This window comes from Carbonicoccus niuqiaonis, assembly GCF_050157065.1.
Taxonomy (GTDB): domain Bacteria; phylum Actinomycetota; class Actinomycetes; order Propionibacteriales; family Propionibacteriaceae; genus Avipropionibacterium.
Genome location: NZ_CP189573.1, coordinates 3,630,482 through 3,648,894 on the forward strand (window position 1 = coordinate 3,630,482; position 18,413 = coordinate 3,648,894).

Sequence of the window (18,413 nt, forward strand, 5' to 3'; positions counted from 1 at the left end):
CTGCACATCGCGGCGCGTGATGCCGATAATGGGAGCGCCGAGTGGATGAAACCACGCCATACCAGTATGACGGAGAGCCTGAGAGATGGACAACACCCCCATGACCAGCCAGATGGCCAGGGAGATCGCCGACCAGCCCGCCGCCCTCAGCCGTACCCTCGATCGACTGCTGCTGCTTCGTCCCGACATCGCCCGGCTGGCGAAGGGCCGCCGTTGGCTGATGTTCATCGCCCGGGGTTCCAGCGACAACGCCGCCGTGTGCGCCCGCTACCTGGCCGAGATCCACGGCGGCTGGAACTGTGCACTGGCCGCCCCGTCGGTGGCCACCCTGTACGCCGAGTCGGCGCCGAAGCGTGACCTGTCCGACACCCTCGCGATCGCGGTCAGCCAGTCCGGCTCGACCCAGGAGATCGTGCAGGCGTTGGAATGGGCGGCCGACCAGGGCGCCGCCACGATCGGTGTCACCAACGTGGCCGACTCCGACCTCGCCCGGATCGCCGACCTCGCGTTGATCACCGATGCGGGCAAGGAGTTGGCGGTGCCGGCCACCAAGACCTTCACCACGCAGGTCGCCGCACTGACGGTGCTGGTGGACGCACTGTCACCCACTCCGGGTGCCCTGGACGCCGACTTCAGGCGCATCCCCGAGCAGGCCGAGGCCATGTTGGCCACCGACACCGACGTCCTCGACCAGATGGTCGAGGTGCTCAAGGGCACCGACGAAGTGCTCACCAGCGGTCGCGGGATCACCTTCGGCACCACGCTCGAGGCGGCCCTGAAGTTGGAGGAGACCTGTCTGCGCCCGGTGCGCGGGCTGTCGTACGCCGACCTGAAGCACGGTCCGATGGCGATCGTGGACGCCGAACTGGCGACCTTGCTGCTGGCCGGGCCGAGTGGCCCGACACTGCCGGGTCTGATGGAACTGGCCACCTCGGTCCGGGCGTCGGGGGCACCGGTGCTCGGCATCGGTGGTGATGAGGCGTTCCGGGCGGCCTGTGACCTGGCACTGCCCGGCCCGGACCTGCCGGAGGTGCTGGCGCCGACGGTGCTGCCGATCCCGGCCCAGCTGCTCGTCGAGCGGCTCGCCCGTGCACTCGACCTGGACCCGGACCAGCCGCGGGGGCTGAAGAAGGTCACCCAGACCGACTGATCACCGCTCCTCGCGTGCCCAGTCGCGCGCCCACTGGTACATCGCGATCGCAGCGGCCGCCCCGGCGTTCAGGGAACGGGTGGAGCCGTACTGGGTGATCGCCACCATCCGGTCACACACCGCGACCAACTCGTCACTCAGGCCGGATCCTTCGCTGCCGAACACCAGGCAGCACCGCTCCGGCAGCGGGGTGGTCTCCAGCGGTTCCGCGCCGGGCAGGTTGTCGACCGCCACCGGGACGAGCCCGGTGTCGGTCAGCCAGCCGGCGAAGTCGTCGACGTCGGGGTGGTGCTGGACGTCGAGGTAGCGATCGGTCACCATGGCGCCGCGGCGGTTCCAGCGGCGACGGCCGACGATGTGCACCCCGGCGACGTTGAACGCGTTGGCGGTACGCACCACCGACCCGATGTTGAAGTCGTGCTCGAAGTTCTGGATGGCCACGTGAAGCAGCTGGCGGCGTGAGGCCAGGTCGGCGACGATGTCGGCCATCCGCCAGTACCGGTAGCGATCCACGACGTTGCGTCGATCGCCGTGGGCCAGCAGTTCGGGGTCGAGGTGGGCGTCGTCCGGCCATGGCTTCGGATGTGGTCCGACGCCGACGTCGGCGGGTGGTTCCGCAGCTGTGGTGGCGCTGTCGGGGTCGGTCATGGACGCTGACGGTACCCGGATCCCGCAGATGTTCGTTCAGTGGACACCACTGGTGTTGACCCGGATCGACAGCAGCAGGTTGGTCGCGGTGGCGTAGATGATGTTGCGCTTCGGCCCGCCGAAGCAGAGGTTGGAGCACGCCTCGGGCAGCAGCAGCTTGCCGAGCAGGGTGCCGTCGGGGTCGAAGACGTGCAACCCGTCGGGGGCGGCGGCCCAGATCCGGCCGGCCACGTCGAGTCGGATGCCGTCGAAGCCGCCGCTGTCGCAGGTGGCGAACACCTCACCGCCGGACAGTTTCAGATCGGGCTCGACGGTGAACCGGCGCAGGTGCTTGCGGCGGGTGTCGACGACGTACAGGGTGTGTTCGTCGGCGGAGAACGCCAGTCCGTTGGGCCGATCGAAGTCGTCGGCGACGCGGGTCACGGTGCCGTCGGTGTCGATCCGGTAGACGTGGCACCCGCCGATCTCGCGTTCGGCCGCGTACCCCTCGTACGAGGTGTCGATGCCGTAGCTGGGGTCGGTGAACCAGATGCTGCCGTCGCTGCGTTCGACCACGTCGTTGGGGCTGTTGAATCGCCTGCCCTGCCAGCGATCCGCGAGGACGGTGACGGTGCCGTCGGGCTCGGTCCGGGTGACCGATCGGCTACCGTGCTCGCACTGCAGCATCCGTCCGGCCCGATCGACGGTGCGGCCGTTGGCGTAGCCACCGGGGCTCCGCCAGACGCCGACGTACTCGCCCACCTCCTGCCAGGCCAGCACCCGATCGTTCGGGATGTCGCTGAACAGCAGCGTGCGCCATGCGGCGGAGTAGCACGGCCCCTCGAGCCAACTTCCCTTGTCGTACAGGACTTCGAGGAATCGATCACCGCCGAGGTCGAACCGCTCGTCGAGGCGCTGCCACTCGGCCTTGATCAGAGTCGTCATGGGCACCACTCTTCCACGACCCGCGAGCGGCCCCACGACACCCGAGCTTGTCGTGGGGCGCTCGACGGGCGTTACTCGGTCAGGCGGTGATCAACGAGACGCCGTAGCGGGTGAGGGCTTCGTTCACGGGCTGGAAGTAGCTGATGTTCTCCTGGCCCACCTTCTCCCCGCACACCAGTTGACCGCTGCCGTTCTCATACAGGGCTCCGCCGCTGCTGAACCCCTGGGCCTGGCCACCGGACATGTTGGAACCGCCGGAGTCGCCCTGCTCGACGCACGCGTCGTGGCGGGTGAGCCCGTACACGACGTCACCGTTGCCGTAGTTGACGGTGTTGTCGAAGGAGACGACCTCGCCGCAGGTCCAGCCGGTCGTCCGGCCGCTCTTACACAACGTCGCGCCGACGGTGGCCTCGGTGGCCCCCTTCACCCGCACGCCGTAGCCGTCGTACATGTCGACCACGCCCTGGGCCGTCCAACTGCTGCTGACGTTGATCGCGCCGTAGTCGTTGCCGGGGAAGCTGGTGCCACGCAGGGTGCCCAGCGACGTCCCGTTCATGGCGAACTGCGAGCCACCCTCGGTGCAGTGCCCGGCGGTCAACATCACCGTACGACCCCGGCGGTCGGTGGCGTTGAAGCCCGTGGAGCACCGCCACTGGCCGTTCACCGTGTACTCACGACCGCCGTAGAGGTTGGCCGAGAGTCGGGGCTTCGCCGCACTCTTCTCGACCCGGACCGTGTCGTCACCGGCGGCGGCCGCCACCAGCTGCGCCGCGGCACCACCCTCGGTCATGCCGGCGGTGGTGATCACGACCTTGTTGGTCTCCGGATCGATGCCCCAGCTGTGCAGTTCGTTGATCTTGCCCGCCTCGGCGGCGGCGTCCAGCTTCGCGATCACCTGCTCCAGCACGCGTTCGCTGTGGCGAACCTCGACCGCTGTCGCACCAGCGCGACGGACGGCCTCGGCACCGCTGCGGTCGGTCACCGCGATGTGCAGGCGCCCGTCCGCCGAGATCCAGCTGCCCGCCTGACGTTCCTGGCCCAGTTGGGAACGCAGCTGCCGGGCGGCAGCCGTCTGACCGGCCTCACGCTGCAGCTTCCGGGCGACCTTGCCTTCACTGGCGCCGGTGCCGCGGGCCACCGCCTGTGCGGGCGTCAGCACCTTCTCCTTGGGCTCCTGCGGTGCTGCGTGCGCAACAGCCGGGGACAGTCCGACCACCAGGGCAGTGGCAGCCGTGAGTGCGCCGAGCCGACGCACCAACCTGCGGGGGATCGCGGGCATGGGTTTCCTTCCGATCGTGATCACCGTGATGATGATCAACATGGGTGGTTCCCCCGAGCCCGGCCGACGCTAACCGCGATCATGGAACGGGTCAACGACTCTGCCGTTACCGGCAAGTAACTGTTCCGTCGTACGGAAAACTGCCACCACCCCGTGGGGCGGTGCGACTCAACGGCCGGGCTGGCCCTGCTCGTCGGTCCGCCCCTCGACCTGTTGCGGCTCGGCCTGCGCGTTCGGCAACTGCTCGGCGGCCGGAGCCGGCCCGGTCTGCCCCACGGCCGGTGTCTCGTCGCGGTACGCGATCTCGCCGAAGTTGACGTCGGGCGCCCGACGGGCCCCCGGGTCGGTCACCTCGAAGTACGTCGCCTTCTGGAAGTTCATCATGTTGGCGATGATGTTGGTCGGGATCGACTCCACCTTGGTGTTGTAGACGCGCACGTTGGCGTTGTAGTAGCGGCGCCCGGCGGCGATCCGGTCCTCGGTCTCGCTGAGCTGGCGCTGCAGGTGCAGGAAGTTCTCGTTGCTGCGCAACTCGGGATAGGCCTCGACGCTGACGAGCAGGTTGTGGACGGCGCCGGTGAGCTCCTCCTCCACCCGCGTCCGATCGGTGGTCGGGCTGTCACTCGGCTCGGCCTGACGCAACGAGGCCGCCTGGTTGCGCAGCCGGGTGACGTCCTCGAGGGTGTTGCGCTCGTGGGCGGCGAATCCACGTACGGTCTCGACCAGGTTCGGCAGCAGCTCGTGCCGGCGCTGCAGCTCGACATCAACCTGGCGCCACGACTCCTGGATCACGTTCCGGTTCTTGATCAGCCCGTTGTAGGCGGAGATGCCGGCCACGACCACCGCGATGACGATGATCACGAGGACGATGACGACGATCAGCACAGCATCCATGACGCTCCCTCTCGACAGCTGGTGACCGCAAGCCTAATGGGCCGACTCCCCAACCCGTGGGGTGGACCGATCCGGTCGCCTCAGAGACCGAGGTCGGGTGCAGTGATCGCGTACCGGTACTCGAGCCCGGCGTCGGCGATCGCCTCCCGGGCACCGGTGTCACGGTCCACGATGGCGGCGACCCCGACGACCTCGGCTCCGGCGGCGCGCAACACCTCGACCGCGGTCAGCACCGAGCCGCCGGTGGTGGAGGTGTCCTCGACGGCCAGCACCCGGCGGCCGACCACGTCGGTCCCCTCGATCTGTCGTTGCATCCCGTGGGCCTTCTGCGCCTTCCGGATCACGAAGGCGTCCAACCGGTCACCGGCCGCCGCGGCGGCATGCAGCATCGCGGTGGCGACCGGGTCGGCGCCGAGGGTGAGCCCACCAACGGCCTCGAAGTCCCAGTCGGCCACCAGCTCGCGCATCACCCGCCCGATGATCGGGGCAGCCTCACCATCGAGCGTGGCCCGACGCATGTCGACATAGTGGTCAGACTGCTGACCGGACGACAAGGTGACCTGCTCGTGGACGACGGCCAACTCGGTGATCAGCTCGATCAGACGTTCCCGGTCGCTCATGTCGGGAGACTACTGCGTCTTGTTCTGCACCTTCTCCAGGTGTCCGAACCCGACCGACCGGTCGGGCGAGCGGAACAGGTCCTGACAGGTGGTCATGGTGAGCAGCGCCCGGGTCGGTGTCGCGTCGGGCTCGCCGGGGACCGGCTCGAGGACCCAGTTGGCGGTCTCGTGCACGGTCAGGTCGGCGGGCGAGGTGTCCATCACGTAGGTGAAGATGGCGTCGGCGGTCTCGATGATCACGGTGTCGCCGACCTGCAAGTCCAACAGCCGGCGGAACGGTTCACCCTGGGTGATCCGGTGCCCGGCGATCGCGAAGTTGCCGACCTCGCCCGGCGCGACCGACGAGTCGTAGATGCCGACACCGCGGGTCAACACCTCCGGGGTCGTCCCCTGCACCAGCGGTACCTCGTAGTCCTCACCGAAGCGCGGGATCCGCATCAACGCGACAGCATCACCCAACTCGACCGGGGCGGGCGTTGCCGTCGCGGTGGGGTTGTTGGCGTCGGGACTACTCTGCGCACCGGGGGCCCGACCGGCCCACTGCTCCCGCAGCTGGCTGCGCTGGGACTCGAACTCGGACTGGGCCACCACGTTGGTGCCGACGAACTGATAACCCACCCAGCCGAGCAGCACGAGCCCGGCGAGGACGAAGCAGAGCCCGGCGATCGTGGCCCCGCGCGGCCGGCGGCGAGGTCGTACGGTCCGGGTCGACCCGCCCGGCGTCACCTCATGGCCCTCCGTGCTCTCGTCGACCTCGGCGGACGAGTCGGCCGTCGACCCGTCGGCTCCGCTGTCAGGCCCCGTGGACATGTCGCCCATTCTCCTCGCCCGGCTACGGATTTCCAACCGCGGACGCAGTTCGCCCCGCCTTGCGTGCGCGGGCGAGGTCCTGACCGACGGTGTACCAGTTGGTCGCGCCCGGGGTCCACACGATCAGGGTGCAGAAAGCGATGTAGACCGCAGGCGCGATCCACCAGCGCAGGTCGTCGGCCAACCAGATGCTCGACCAGGCCAGCACCCCCACCCCCAGTGCGGTGTAGACCACCCGGGTCCAGTGGCGCGGGATGAGCAGCAGGAAGCCGGCCACCACGGTCGCCACCTGGAGCAACAGCAGGAGCGCACCCAGGCCGGCGTCGAGCGACAACCGCAGTCGCTCGAACGCGTGGTAGATCACGCCGTCCACCTGCCCGGCCGTCGGATCGATCGCGTCCCGCACCACCCAGGCCATCAACCAGACGAAGCCGACCACGCAGGCGAACTGGGCGGCAGCGGTGGTGCTGAGCGTGGTGGCCAGGGTGAGCACGATCGGCCGTTGCCCCGGCCCGGGCCGGCTCCCGGGCGCGACGGCGAGGTGGCCGGCCATCGGGTGGCCCGGGCCGCCGGGCCACGGCGGGGGTGGTGGGCCCCCGGTCGTCCCCGGAGGCGGCGGCTGGCTGGACGACACCGTCCCAGCGTAGGCGTAACGTGGCACCGTACCGGCCCGGGACCGCTGCCGCACGACGCGTGGACGGCACGCGAAGTTCGCCCTGAGTTCGTCCGGCTGCCCATCAACTGTGGTGGGCTGGGTCGGTCAACGTTCCGAACAAGGAGGTCAACATGTCCCCTGCTCCCCGCCCCGCCGCGCGTGTCCGTACGGCCATCACCCGGCGCACCGCGCTGGCCGCCGGGCTGGCCGTACCATTGGCCGCCATGGCCGCCCACTCGCCGACCGCACAGGCCGCACCTCGGACGTCGGAGACGGTGAAGGTGCTGGCGTTCAACATCCACGCCGGGATCGGCATCGACGGTGAACTCGACCTGGAGCGGGTGGCCCGCGTGATCGAGGACTCCGAGGCCGACATCATCGGGCTGCAGGAGGTCGACCGGCACTGGGGTTCCCGCAGCGACTACCTCGACGTGGCCGCCGAACTGGCCGAACGCCTCGAGATGAACCATGTCTTCGGCGCCAACCTGGACCTGGCCCCGACCGGCGACCGGACCGAGCGGCGTCAGTACGGGACCGCGATCCTGAGCCGGCACGCGATCATCCACCCGCGCAACCACCTGCTCACCAACATCGAGTACCCGACCCGACCGACCGAGCAGCGGGGCCTGCTGGAGGCGACGGTCATCGTCCGGGGCACCCGGATCAACTTCGGCACCACCCACCTCGACCACCAGCGGGCCGAGCAGCGCGACCTGCAGGTGACCGAGATCTTGGAGATCCAGGGCCGGTCGACCCTGCCCACCCTGCTCACCGGCGACCTGAATGCCGAGCCGGACGCGGCCGAGATCGTCAAGCTGATCGAGGGCGGATCGTACGTCGATGCGTTCGCCGGCCAGGACGCCCCGACCTTCCCGACCGAGGCTCCCACCAAGCGGATCGACTACGTGCTGGCCCGCGGGGTGGACTCCCTGGTCGGCGACGAAGTGATCACCACCGACGCGTCCGACCACCTGCCGGTGCTGACCACCGTGACCGTCCCGACCCGGCACGCCTGAGGCGACGGTCACCCCCACCCGACGGCGGGCCCTTCGACCGGTTCAGCCGAAGAAGGTGCGCCCGTCGGGTGGGCCGGGCGAGATGCCCGGGTCGGCATCGGTGAACGGTCGGGCCCCGGCGAGCCACTTCGTCAGGGCCCGACCGTGCACCAGGCGGTACGGGAACGCGCTGCCGGCCGCGCACCGGACGAGGTCGCTGACCGGCAGGGCGGCCGAACCGAGGATCACGAGGTTGCCGAACCGTCGGCCCTTGATGGTCGCCGACTCCGCCGACAGCACCACCTCACCGAACACCTCGGCGACTCCGGCCACCACCCGTCGGGCGTATGCGAACGGGGCCCGGTCGGTGATGTTGACCATGATCGTTCCGTCGCCGACCAGGACCCGGGCGGCATCGAGGTAGAACTCGAGACTGGTCAGGTCGGCCGGGATCATCGGCCCGGCGAAGGCGTCGACGACGACCACGTCGGCGTAGTCGTCGCGCATCTCGGCGATCCCCGACCGGCCATCGGTCGGGCGGACCTTGATGCCACTGTTGCGCGGCAGCGGGATGGTCTCGCGCACCCGGGCGGTCAGTTCGGCGTCCGGCTCCAGCACGATCTGCGCCGAGGACGGCCGGGTGTGGGCGACGTAGCGCGGGAGGGTCATCGCGGCACCGCCGATGTGGATGATCCGGATGCGTTGGCCCGCCGGGGCATGCAGGTCGATCGCGTCGGCGATCCGTTGTACGTAGTCGAACTCGAGGTGCGTCGGGTCGGCCGGATCGATCCACGACTGCTCGGTGCCGCCCATCATCACCGCCCACGCGCCCGGCACGTCCGCGTCGGCGATCAGCTCCGCCCGGGGTGGGGCCGTGCCATCGGGAGATCCGGGGGCGTCGGACAGTTCGTTCAGCTCAGCCACCGGACCCGCGGTTCTCGGGCGGCAGTTGTGGCCAGGCACTGTCCCCCTCGACCGGGGGTGGGTCGGACGGCTTCTCGGTGGCGATGACCCTCCGCCGATCCCAGTCGTCGATCGCCTGCTTGGCCTCGGCCAGACCGCGGCCGGTGGCTTCCCGGTACAGCTTGATCGCCTCGATCTTGCGGCCGTCCGACAGCGCGAACTCGATCCGCTGACGAGCTTGCTCGGGGAGAGCCAGTCCACCGGGGTCCGGCGGACCAGCCAGGCGTGACGAGCCCGGAGCGCCCTGTGCGAGCGACAACTGCTGTCTCCGACCCTCGGCCAACCCGGAGTTGCGTCCGGCGAACCACCCGGCCGCACCCACCACGACGGCCAGCATGATCAAGAAGGCTTCCACAGGCCGAGCCTACCGGAAGGCCTCTGCCGTATCCTTGCCGTCGACAGGTGTGGATGTGGGGGACAGGCCTCAGTGCGAGGTGGCGATTGCCCGGAGTTCGGCTAGTTCGGCCTCGGTCGGCTGCCAGACCCCGTACTCCACGTTCTGCGCGATCTGGTCGACCTTCGTCGCACCGGCGATCACCGAACCGACCGTCGGCATCGCAGCCAGACCGCCGATCGCCACGTGCAGCAGCGAGAGGTCACGCTCGGTGGCAAACCTGGTCAGCCCTTCGATGACGTCCCAGTTCGCCCCGGCCATCCGCTCCGGATGTTTGGCGAGCCGACTGCCCTCCGGAGCCTCGTGGCCGCGCGCATACTTCCCGGTCAGCAGTCCGTTCGCCAAGGGGAAGAAGGGCAGCAACGACTGACCGGTGTGTTCCAGCGCCGGGACCAACTCCTGCTCCGCCTCCCGGTGCAGCCACGAGTAGTGGTTCTGCGCGGAGACGAACGGCTCCAGGCCGGCCGTCCGGGCCGCCCAGTCGGCGTCGATCACCTGCCAGCCGGCGAAGTTGGATGATCCGAGGTAGCGCACCTTGCCTTCGTGCACCAGGTCGTTCAGTACGTCGAGGGTCTCCTCGATCGGGGTGTGCGGGTCGGGAACGTGCATCTGGTAGAGGTCGATCCAGTCGGTGCCGAGCCGCCGCAGGCTGGCCTCGACGGCCCGTCGGACGTAGCGGCGAGAACCCCGTACGCCCCAGTCGGGGCCGTTGCCGCCCGCCATGTCGTTGCCGAACTTCGTGGCGACCACGACCTCGTCTCGGCGGGAGCCGAGGGCGGCACCCAGCAGTTCCTCCGACCGCCCCTTCGAGGCGGCGTCGCGGCCGCCGTAGATGTCGGCGGTGTCGAACAGCGTGATGCCGGCGTCGATGGCCGCGGCAACGACCTTCGGCACGTCGTCGTCGGCCATCCGGGAACCGAAGTTGTTGCAGCCCAACCCGACCGTGGAGACGGTGAGGCCGGAGGTGCCGAGCTGTCGGTAGGTCATCGCCATGGGGGCAAGCCTGTCATGACTCAGCCCTGCTGGTCCGGGTACTGCTGCTGGCCGTACGGCTGCTGCTGAGCCTGGCCGTGGGGCGCGTGCCCGTACGAGCTGGGACCGTACGCGGTCGGAGGCAGCTGCTGAGGTGCCGACGAGCGCCCGGCGGCCCGGGCGATCAGCACGATGCCGACCACGATCCCCGCCACGACGGCAAGCACCACGAGCAGGACCACCACGAGCAGCACGATCGATGTCACGGTCATGGGCCATGATCGTACCGGTGCTGGGCCGCCGAACGACTGTCCGCGCCTTGCGAAAGGTCGAAGTGCTCGGGTGTCAGGACCCCCCGACGATCCGAAGTCCGTCTCCGTCGGCGTCGATGTCGAAGGTGATCACGTCGCCCTCGGTGACCTCACCGGCGAGCACCCGACGGGCCAGCACGTCCTCGATGGTGTTCTGCACGAGCCGCCGCAGTGGTCGGGCCCCGTACACCGGGTCGAAACCGCTGAGGCCGAGCCACTCGCGGGCGGCCGGCGTGACCTCGACGGTGAGCCGGCGATCCGCCAGCCGCTCGTTGAGCCGCGCCAGGTTGATCGTGACGATCTTGGCGAGGTCCTCGGTGGTCAGCGCGTCGAACATCACGATCTCGTCGAGCCGGTTGAGGAACTCGGGCTTGAACGAGTTGCGCACCACGTTCATCACCGACTCGCGCTTGATCTCGTCCTGCAGGCTCGGATCGGCCAGATACTGCGACCCCAGGTTCGAGGTCAAGATCAACAGCACATTGCGGAAGTCGACCGTACGGCCCTGGCCGTCGGTCAGCCGACCGTCGTCCAGCACCTGGAGCAGGATGTCGAACACCTCGGCGTGCGCCTTCTCCACCTCGTCCAGCAGGACCACGCTGTACGGACGGCGGCGGACCGCCTCGGTGAGCTGGCCGCCTTCCTCGTACCCGATGTAGCCGGGAGGAGCGCCGACGAGGCGAGCCACCGAGTGCTTCTCGGAGTACTCCGACATGTCGATCCTGATCATGGCGCGCTCGTCGTCGAACATGAACTCGGCAAGAGCTTTCGCGAGTTCGGTCTTGCCGACGCCGGTGGGGCCGAGGAACAGGAACGAGCCGGTCGGACGGTTCGGATCGGAGATCCCGGCCCGCGACCGTCGTACGGCATCGCTGACCGCCTTCACGGCCTGTCGCTGTCCGATCAGCCGCTGACCGATCTCGTCCTCCATCGCGAGCAGCTTCTCGCTCTCGCCCTGCAGCATCCGGCCGACAGGGATCCCCGTCCAGTTGGAGACGACCTCGGCGATGTCGTGGGAGCTGACCTCCTCGCGCACCATCGACTGCGGGTCGTCCTCGGCTTCGGCAGCCCGGACCAGCTCCGCCTCGAGCTCGGGGATCTTGCCGTACAACAGCTCCGAGGCGCGGGTCAGGTCGCCGTCGCGCTGATACCGGTCGGCCTCGGTCCGGAGGCGGTCGATCTCCTTGCGCAGGTCGCCGACCCGGTTGAGTCCGGCCTTCTCGTCCTCCCAGCGCTGTTCCAGTGCACGCAGCTGTTCGTTGGCGTCGGCGAGCTCGTGGTTGATCCGCTCCAGCCGCTCGGCACTGCCGGGGTCGGACTCCTTCTCCAGAGCGAGCTGCTGCATCGTCATCCGGTCGACCTGCCGGCGCAGCTGGTCGATCTCCTCGGGTGAGGAGTCGATCTCCATCCGCAGCCGCGAGGCCGCCTCGTCGATCAGGTCGATCGCCTTGTCCGGCAGCTGTCGCGAGGTGATGTAGCGGTTCGACAGGCCAGCCGCGGCGACCAAGGCTGCGTCGGTGATGGCGACCTTGTGGTGGGCCTCGTAGCGCTCCCGGAGGCCGCGCAGGATCGCGATCGTGTCCTCGACACTGGGCTCTCCGACGAACACCTGCTGGAATCTGCGCTCCAGGGCGGGGTCCTTCTCGATGCCCTCGCGATATTCGTCGAGGGTGGTGGCACCGATCATCCGCAGCTCTCCGCGAGCCAGCATCGGCTTCAACATGTTGCCGGCGTCCATCGAGGAGTCACCGGCGGCACCGGCCCCGACGACGGTGTGGAGCTCGTCGATGAAGGTGATCACCTGACCCTCGGCGTCGCGGATCTCGGTCAGCACGGCCTTCAGCCGCTCCTCGAACTCGCCGCGGTACTTGGCGCCGGCCACCATCGCCGACAGGTCGAGCGACACCAGTCGTCGGTGCTTCAGCGAGTCGGGGACGTCGCCGGCAACCAGTCGTTGCGCCAGGCCCTCCACGACGGCGGTCTTGCCGACGCCGGGCTCACCGATCAGCACCGGGTTGTTCTTGGTGCGTCGCGCCAGGACCTGGATCACCCGGCGAATCTCGGAGTCACGGCCGATCACCGGGTCGAGCTTGCCCTCCCGGGCGTACTCGGTGAGATCGACGCCGTACTGGTCGAGGGCCGAGGTGGTGGCCTCGGACTCGGCGCTGGTCACCCGCTTGGACCCGCGGAGCGCCTCGAACTCCTTGAGCAGCCGGTCGGTGGTCGCACCTGCGCTCTCGAGGATCTTCTTGGCCGGGGAATCAACCGCGGACAGCGAAATGAGGAGGTGTTCAGTGGCGACGAACTGGTCGCCCAGCTCCTGGGCCCGCTTCTCCGAGTCGGCGTGGACACGGGCCAGGGCACCCGACATACCGGGCTGCGCGACCGAGGATCCCTTGGCCGACGGCAGCTTGCGGATCGCGGCGTCCGCGGCCGCGTCGACGGCGATCGGGTCGACTCCGGCAGCCTTCAGCAGGGGACCGACCGTGTTCTCGGGGGCCTGCAGCAGGGCGTGCAGCAGGTGCACCGGTTCGGTGTTGGGGTTGCCGTTCGTGAGCGCCTCGCGCACTCCTGCCGAAACGGCGTCACGGCTCTTCGTCGTCAGCTTGTTGGCGTCCATCTGTCCCTCTGGTTCGTTCAGTGCGCCGGTTCGCTCGTCCTCGACGAAAGACACTCGCTCGACGCATAGTTGAGTCTAACGCGCTCAACTATGCCACCACGGCCACCTCGGATCAAGTCAGGTTGAGTCACCCTCGCTCAATCTTGCTCCCGGCCACAGGGTCATGCCAGCCGTTCACATCCGAGACGTTCCTGAGGGGACGCCGGCCGCGTTGCGGCGGCGAGCTCGGCGGCACGGAATGTGTCTCCCATCGAGTCACAGCTGGTGCTGGCTGCTCCGTCCGAACGACGGCCCGTCGATCACGTCTTTACCCGCGAGGACGTCTACGGCGACGATGCTCGCTGATCTGCCCACGGCCGAGACTGGAATGTGGTCGCGACGGTCAGGTGATCGTGAGGGTCACCTCACCCGCCGACCCGACGGTATAGCCAAGGTCGGACTGCAGGGTGAACGTCACCGAGGCTCCCGCTGCCGTCGGCAAGGTGCGGACGCGCATGATGGCACTGGTCTCCCCGGCCGGGATGACCACAATCCCGGGCATTCCGTAGAGGTCCTGCCGCTCCACCGCCGTCCCCGACACGAGTAGGCGCACCGCAAGGGGCGCCGACAGGTCTGCCGACTGGCGCCTCACGATCAGGTGGATGGGCTGTCGGGCACGCAACGCATCGGCGCCCGTTGAGATGGTCACCACCGCGTCTGGCACCTGGGTGCGTTCGCGCACTGTCAGGGTGATGTCCTCCGCGTCCGGCCCGAGGTCGATCTCGGCGCCGTGTGGATTCACCACCGTGAGGGTTCCGTGCACGTCATGGACTCCAAGATCGGGCGACTCTGCGCCGCGAGTGATGAAGGAGAGCGCAGGTTCGTCGACATCGCGGTACACGCCGACACCGGCGAATCGCACCCCACCCACGTACGGTGCCGGATCAAATGCCCGGATCGACAGCGCCGGGTAACCCGAGGAGGGTTGACCCCAGCTCTGACACACGGTCCGCGACAGCACGAGGTCGACCCCGTCCTGGTTCCAGGAGCCCCAGCACCCCGCGTACGGCCCTGCCTGCAGCAGCGAATCACGGATCTCGACGCGGCCGGACAGGGTGCCCGAAGCAGAACCGTTGTAGAGGAACACGGGAAGGTCGCGCTCCTGGCCGTCCGCCCCGCCGAGCCGACAGCGGTCCAGCAAGATGTCCAGCGCCGGTGACGTCGCGTCGTACCGGGTCAACGAGACCACCATCTGATAGCTCTGGTTGCCCTCAAGGACGCAGTCGCGCAGCACGATTCCGGTGAGCGGCTGGTCGGCGTCGTTCGGCTCGATGTCCACACCGGCCTGGGGGTTGTGGCCGAGCGTGTTGCTGAATCGGCATCCTTCGGCCAGCAGTCCAGCCACTCCGACGATGCTCATTCCCTGTCGATAGTTGGCATCGCAGGTCACGTTGCGCACGACGATGTCGGCACTGTGGTGAGGGTCACCGGCTTCCGGACTCTTGCCGACATAGAGGCCGTCACCGCCGGACTCGGCAAGTCGGAGGCCTTCGATCAGTACGGATCGTCCGCTCATGATGTTGATGACGTGCCGCCACTGGCCGTCGTGGCCGTACTCGGCCTTGTTCATGATCATCGTGGCGCCATACCCGATGACGGAGACGCCCGTACGGCCGATGATGTTCAGCAGGCACATTCGTTGCTCCGGGTAGCCACCCGGCAGTGCCCGGACGACGACCCCGGGAGCCACGATGATCGAGACGCCGTCGCGATTGACGTACAGGGGCCCGGTGAGCCAGGTCCCGCCCGGATCGTCGATCACGACCGTCGAGGCATCGGCATCCAGCGCCGCCTGCAGGGTGGCGGTTGAATCGGTCGGGTCGTACCCGAAGTCCGAGGCGTACACGACGTCCTCCGACCGGGGCGGGATGGCCACCCGGCGAGGAGGGGCGGCGACTGCCTGCGGTGATGCGATCGAGCCGAGAAGACCGATGGTGGCCAGTCCGGCACCGTGGCCGAACATGGCGCGTCGGGTCAGACCTGACGTGACTGACCGACCCTCGGGAGTTCGTCGTACTGGGGGATGAGACATGGAAACTCCTTGCTCAGTGGGGCGAACGGAGGTGGAACGGAACTAGATGAGGCGGTCCTTTCGACGCGCAACATGCGCCCGTACTGGTGCCCTCGGGGACCAGTCACTGTGCGGCTTGGTACGCCTCCTGGTACTCCTCGCGGATCTTGTCGCCGCCGTCGTTACGCCATTCCTTGACACCCTCGTCCCAGGCCGACAGCGGCTTGCGGGCTTGGATGATGTCGGCCGCGAGATCCTTCATCTCGCGGGTCAGTGCTGCACCCTTGGACTGGTCGGTCGCGGACTCCAGGCCGACGGTTGGCAGCGGTACGGCGGTCGCCATGCCGAGTACTTCCGCTTCGTACTCGTTCCTGGACACCTCGGGATTGACGGTCCCGTTGTGGATCATCGCGGGTGCGCCCGCGTAGATCATGGGGCTCGGCCGGTTGGGCGCCGAATCCGGGTTGGGAACCGGAACTCCGTCCTCCAACGTGAAGTCCCTGCCCTCCGCGCCGTACTGGTACAACACGTACTCCTTGGTCCCGAACGGCGAGGCCAGGTAGTTGGCGACTCGCAGCATCTCCTGAATTCGTTCCGGGCTCGCCTGCTTGATCGCCGTCAGGTAGGGCGCACCCGAGTTGAGCCAGCGACCTGCAGGATTCGAGCCGTCCCAGGTGTTCACCTTCAGGGCAACACTCTCGGCGGCAGGATCAGCCTTCAGTGCGGCAATGGCATTACCCGACCAGCTGGCGACGCCGGGGAAGAACGGCGTCATGCCGTTGTTGTACATGTCCTGCGTCTTCAGGGTGATGTTCGGGTCGAAACCCTCGGGATGGACGAGGCGCTCCTTCCACACTTGGGCGGCAACCTCCAGCACCGCCTTGTACGCATCTGTCTCGTAGTCCTTGGTGAACGTGCCGTCCTCGCCGACCGCCCACTGGTTCGGTGTGCCGTGCATCTCGTGGAACAGGTCGACGAGCCCCCAGAGATGAGCGGTGGCGAAGACCTTCTGGTCGGGGTGGGTCAGGCCACGGAGGAACGTGAGCAGCTCGTCGCCGTTCTTGGGCTGCGGGTCCACCCCGTACTTCTCGGCCAGGTCGACGCGGGTGATCCAGCACCGGTTGAGCGAGAAGCGCTGGATCGGCAGGGTGTAGATCCCCTTGTTGAACACACATCCGCGCCAGGCGACGGTCGGAATGTTGGCGAGCCCCGGGTAGTCCTTGATCTTGTCGCCCGACAGGTAGGGCGACAGATCAGCAAACTTGGCCTGGAGCAACCCGCCCACCTGAGGGACGGCGCCGGCCATGATCACTGCCAGGTCGGGGATGTCGTTGCCGGCCACCACGACCTGGAACTTGGACGGATACTCGCCGACCGGCGCGCCGGTGAACGTCATCGTTCCACCGAGAGCAGCGTTGATGTCCTGCCACCACGGGTTCCTCTCGACTGGCGTCGGCGTCGTGTTGAGAAAGGTCAGAATGTTGACCTCGCCGCCGGCCATGGGTTTGCCGTCGGTGAACTGCACCGGCTCGGCGGGGAACTTGGCGAAGTACGGCGCGGCACCGGTGTCGGTCGCCGGCGCGTCCGGCTCCACTCCGGTGTACGGGATGTAGGCCGGCAGTTCGACGGCGCCGCTCGGACCCTCCGAGGCGCCCGACCCGGGCGAACCCGTACCGGGCGAGCAGGCCGCCAGGCCCGCCCCGCCCACCAGCCCGAGCCCGGCTGCCGCTGCGCCCCCGAGAAGCGTTCGACGATTGACGTTCATGGGCATGGTGCCTTTCTCAGCGTGGACGTGTGGTCGACGGCATGTCCCCTCAAGACCTCTTCCGCCTGCTCCGCCGACTCCCCCATGGAGCGGCGTGCATCGGTTCTGTCCTGTTGCAGCAGATCGTGGTCGTTACGTATCAATTGCCGCAAGACAGCAGCAACCTTCGATACCAGTTCGTTACCTTTGCGCAGATCCGCCGTCATGGCGCCGCTGGCTGTGGCGGCGACGCCGGGCGACATAGCTGCTCGCTGGCACGACGATGCCTCGCTCGGCCGGCTCGACTCCGTCGAGGACGTCCACCAGCACCTCCCCGGCCACCCGACCCATCTCCAGTCGTGGCTCCAGCAGGTAGCCGGCGTAGGCCCGCTCGGCCGGATCGCTCATCGGCGCCTGGAGCACCGCGATGGCCAGGTCGTTGCCGAGGTGGACACCGAGGTCGGTGGCCGCCTGGGCGATCCGGAGGGCGACCTGGTGGTGCTCGGCCACGAAGGTCCGCCGACCGGCGACGAACTGCTCGGCGAGCCAACTCGCCGAAAGCTCCTCCCGCTCGGCCAACTGGATGGGCACCTCTGACACGTTGCCGCGATCGGCCGCGAGCGCAACTCCCGCCCGGCGGTCGAGCCACGGCTCGAAGTCGTTGCGGCGCGACCCGACGTAGAGCATGTCCTCGAAGCCGGCTGCCGCCAGCCCGGCGAGCAGGTCGGCGGTCGCCTCGGTGAAGTCGGCATCGACCCAGGCCAACGTCGGGTGCTCGGCGATGTCACGCCGACCGATCCGGACGAAGGGATAGCCCTGCTCCATCAGCTTGGCCAGCTCGCCATGGTCCTCGCGGAAGCCGATGATCACCGCACCGTCGGCAGCAGCCAGCCGGTTCTGCGTACCGAGGAAGGCCGTCGGGAGGGACCTGCCATGGGTCGTCGAGGTGAACATCAGCAGGTCATACCCCGCCTCTTCGGCCGCCAACTGTACGCCGAGCAGGTACTCGTGGTTGTAGTTGTCGGCACTGATCGGGAAAAGGTCACCGTAGGTGTGCACCCCCATGATCCGGGAGTTCCGACCGCGCATCCGTTGCGCGGCGATGTCGGGCCGGTAGCCCAACTGTTCGGCCGCGGCGAGCACTCGCTGCAACGTCTCCGGGGCGATCGGCGGTCCGACTCCTTCCCCGTCGAGGCTTGCCAGTGCGTACGACACAGTCGCCTGCGACACTCCTGCCAGACGCGCCACGTCACGCTGGGTCGCCCGTCGTTGTGCCGCCATGGTCTCGTCCCCTTCCCGATGACCCGCCGGGTTCCGACCCGCTTGTCCAAGGTCATTTGATCAGCGCGCCATCCCGCACCTTCGCCCACTCGGCCTCAAACTT

17 protein-coding genes are annotated in these 18,413 nt (G+C 68.3%); 2 read left to right on the forward strand and 15 right to left on the reverse strand.

The window, feature by feature from the left end; all coding sequences use genetic code 11:
• Positions 1 to 85 precede the first annotated feature (85 nt).
• The gene (locus tag ACQBAU_RS16630) at positions 86 to 1,150 is read left to right on the forward strand and encodes an SIS domain-containing protein (RefSeq protein ID WP_465255550.1); all 1,065 of its coding nucleotides are present in this window, start codon (positions 86 to 88) and stop codon (positions 1,148 to 1,150) included.
• On the opposite strand, the gene ACQBAU_RS16635 is transcribed toward ACQBAU_RS16630, so the two are convergent.
• The 7 genes from ACQBAU_RS16635 to ACQBAU_RS16665 form a co-directional block, all read right to left on the reverse strand.
• Positions 1,151 to 1,798 (reverse strand): TrmH family RNA methyltransferase, encoded by a 648-nt coding sequence (locus tag ACQBAU_RS16635; RefSeq protein ID WP_465255549.1) that lies wholly within the window; start codon positions 1,796 to 1,798, stop codon positions 1,151 to 1,153.
• A 36-nt stretch (positions 1,799 to 1,834) separates the two neighbouring features.
• Positions 1,835 to 2,722 (reverse strand): SMP-30/gluconolactonase/LRE family protein, encoded by an 888-nt coding sequence (locus ACQBAU_RS16640; RefSeq protein WP_465255548.1) that lies wholly within the window; start codon positions 2,720 to 2,722, stop codon positions 1,835 to 1,837.
• A 79-nt stretch (positions 2,723 to 2,801) separates the two neighbouring features.
• On the reverse strand, positions 2,802 to 4,043 hold the full coding sequence (locus tag ACQBAU_RS16645) for a S1 family peptidase (RefSeq protein WP_465255547.1): 1,242 nt from the start codon (positions 4,041 to 4,043) through the stop codon (positions 2,802 to 2,804).
• Positions 4,044 to 4,169: 126 nt separating this feature from the next.
• A complete protein-coding gene (locus tag ACQBAU_RS16650; RefSeq protein ID WP_434550966.1) occupies positions 4,170 to 4,895 on the reverse strand; it encodes a LemA family protein in 726 nt (241 codons plus the stop codon).
• 80 nt (positions 4,896 to 4,975) lie between these two features.
• The gene (gene pyrE, locus ACQBAU_RS16655) at positions 4,976 to 5,515 is read right to left on the reverse strand and encodes an orotate phosphoribosyltransferase (protein WP_465255546.1); all 540 of its coding nucleotides are present in this window, start codon (positions 5,513 to 5,515) and stop codon (positions 4,976 to 4,978) included.
• A 9-nt stretch (positions 5,516 to 5,524) separates the two neighbouring features.
• Entirely contained in the window at positions 5,525 to 6,325 is an 801-nt protein-coding gene (locus ACQBAU_RS16660; protein WP_465255545.1) for a class E sortase, read from the reverse strand.
• Between the two features lie 22 nt (positions 6,326 to 6,347).
• Positions 6,348 to 6,959 (reverse strand): hypothetical protein, encoded by a 612-nt coding sequence (locus tag ACQBAU_RS16665; RefSeq protein WP_465255544.1) that lies wholly within the window; start codon positions 6,957 to 6,959, stop codon positions 6,348 to 6,350.
• A gap of 152 nt (positions 6,960 to 7,111) precedes the next feature.
• On the opposite strand from ACQBAU_RS16665, the gene ACQBAU_RS16670 reads away from it, so the two are divergent.
• Positions 7,112 to 7,996 carry an endonuclease/exonuclease/phosphatase family protein gene (locus ACQBAU_RS16670; RefSeq protein ID WP_465255543.1) on the forward strand — a complete coding sequence of 295 codons (885 nt, stop codon included), beginning with the start codon at positions 7,112 to 7,114 and terminating at the stop codon, positions 7,994 to 7,996.
• Positions 7,997 to 8,038: 42 nt separating this feature from the next.
• On the opposite strand, the gene ACQBAU_RS16675 is transcribed toward ACQBAU_RS16670, so the two are convergent.
• The 8 genes from ACQBAU_RS16675 to ACQBAU_RS16710 all read right to left on the reverse strand — a co-directional run bounded on the left by ACQBAU_RS16675 (position 8,039) and on the right by ACQBAU_RS16710 (position 18,310).
• A complete protein-coding gene (locus ACQBAU_RS16675) occupies positions 8,039 to 8,791 on the reverse strand; it encodes a spermidine synthase (RefSeq protein ID WP_465255730.1) in 753 nt (250 codons plus the stop codon).
• A 100-nt stretch (positions 8,792 to 8,891) separates the two neighbouring features.
• The gene (locus ACQBAU_RS16680) at positions 8,892 to 9,293 is read right to left on the reverse strand and encodes a hypothetical protein (protein WP_465255542.1); all 402 of its coding nucleotides are present in this window, start codon (positions 9,291 to 9,293) and stop codon (positions 8,892 to 8,894) included.
• Between the two features lie 69 nt (positions 9,294 to 9,362).
• Positions 9,363 to 10,325, reverse strand: coding sequence for an aldo/keto reductase (locus ACQBAU_RS16685; protein ID WP_465255541.1), 963 nt, complete (start codon positions 10,323 to 10,325; stop codon positions 9,363 to 9,365).
• Positions 10,326 to 10,345: 20 nt separating this feature from the next.
• Positions 10,346 to 10,576, reverse strand: coding sequence for a hypothetical protein (locus ACQBAU_RS16690; protein ID WP_465255540.1), 231 nt, complete (start codon positions 10,574 to 10,576; stop codon positions 10,346 to 10,348).
• A gap of 73 nt (positions 10,577 to 10,649) precedes the next feature.
• Entirely contained in the window at positions 10,650 to 13,235 is a 2,586-nt protein-coding gene (gene clpB, locus ACQBAU_RS16695) for an ATP-dependent chaperone ClpB (RefSeq protein ID WP_465255539.1), read from the reverse strand.
• 382 nt (positions 13,236 to 13,617) lie between these two features.
• The gene (locus tag ACQBAU_RS16700; RefSeq protein ID WP_465255538.1) at positions 13,618 to 15,306 is read right to left on the reverse strand and encodes a glycoside hydrolase family protein; all 1,689 of its coding nucleotides are present in this window, start codon (positions 15,304 to 15,306) and stop codon (positions 13,618 to 13,620) included.
• 103 nt (positions 15,307 to 15,409) lie between these two features.
• Positions 15,410 to 17,056: a type 2 periplasmic-binding domain-containing protein gene (locus ACQBAU_RS16705; RefSeq protein ID WP_465255537.1), complete on the reverse strand. Its 1,647-nt coding sequence runs from the start codon at positions 17,054 to 17,056 to the stop codon at positions 15,410 to 15,412.
• A gap of 174 nt (positions 17,057 to 17,230) precedes the next feature.
• Positions 17,231 to 18,310: a LacI family DNA-binding transcriptional regulator gene (locus tag ACQBAU_RS16710; protein WP_465255536.1), complete on the reverse strand. Its 1,080-nt coding sequence runs from the start codon at positions 18,308 to 18,310 to the stop codon at positions 17,231 to 17,233.
• Positions 18,311 to 18,413: the final 103 nt, after the last annotated feature.

Excerpts from the sequence above, each read along its gene's own strand:
- ACQBAU_RS16630 (WP_465255550.1), top strand. The coding sequence starts at position 86 with ATGGACAACACCCCCATGACCAGCCAGATGGCCAGGGAGATCGCCGAC.
- ACQBAU_RS16670 (WP_465255543.1), top strand. The coding sequence starts at position 7,112 with ATGTCCCCTGCTCCCCGCCCCGCCGCGCGTGTCCGTACGGCCATCACC.
- ACQBAU_RS16690 (WP_465255540.1), bottom strand. The coding sequence starts at position 10,576 with ATGACCGTGACATCGATCGTGCTGCTCGTGGTGGTCCTGCTCGTGGTG.
- ACQBAU_RS16645 (WP_465255547.1), bottom strand. The coding sequence starts at position 4,043 with ATGTTGATCATCATCACGGTGATCACGATCGGAAGGAAACCCATGCCC.
- ACQBAU_RS16700 (WP_465255538.1), bottom strand. The coding sequence starts at position 15,306 with ATGTCTCATCCCCCAGTACGACGAACTCCCGAGGGTCGGTCAGTCACG.
- pyrE (WP_465255546.1), bottom strand. The coding sequence starts at position 5,515 with ATGAGCGACCGGGAACGTCTGATCGAGCTGATCACCGAGTTGGCCGTC.
- ACQBAU_RS16660 (WP_465255545.1), bottom strand. The coding sequence starts at position 6,325 with ATGTCCACGGGGCCTGACAGCGGAGCCGACGGGTCGACGGCCGACTCG.
- clpB (WP_465255539.1), bottom strand. The coding sequence starts at position 13,235 with ATGGACGCCAACAAGCTGACGACGAAGAGCCGTGACGCCGTTTCGGCA.
- ACQBAU_RS16650 (WP_434550966.1), bottom strand. The coding sequence starts at position 4,895 with ATGGATGCTGTGCTGATCGTCGTCATCGTCCTCGTGATCATCGTCATC.
- ACQBAU_RS16635 (WP_465255549.1), bottom strand. The coding sequence starts at position 1,798 with ATGACCGACCCCGACAGCGCCACCACAGCTGCGGAACCACCCGCCGAC.
- ACQBAU_RS16685 (WP_465255541.1), bottom strand. The coding sequence starts at position 10,325 with ATGGCGATGACCTACCGACAGCTCGGCACCTCCGGCCTCACCGTCTCC.
- ACQBAU_RS16675 (WP_465255730.1), bottom strand. The coding sequence starts at position 8,791 with ATGATGGGCGGCACCGAGCAGTCGTGGATCGATCCGGCCGACCCGACG.
- ACQBAU_RS16640 (WP_465255548.1), bottom strand. The coding sequence starts at position 2,722 with ATGACGACTCTGATCAAGGCCGAGTGGCAGCGCCTCGACGAGCGGTTC.
- ACQBAU_RS16705 (WP_465255537.1), bottom strand. The coding sequence starts at position 17,056 with ATGCCCATGAACGTCAATCGTCGAACGCTTCTCGGGGGCGCAGCGGCA.
- ACQBAU_RS16710 (WP_465255536.1), bottom strand. The coding sequence starts at position 18,310 with ATGGCGGCACAACGACGGGCGACCCAGCGTGACGTGGCGCGTCTGGCA.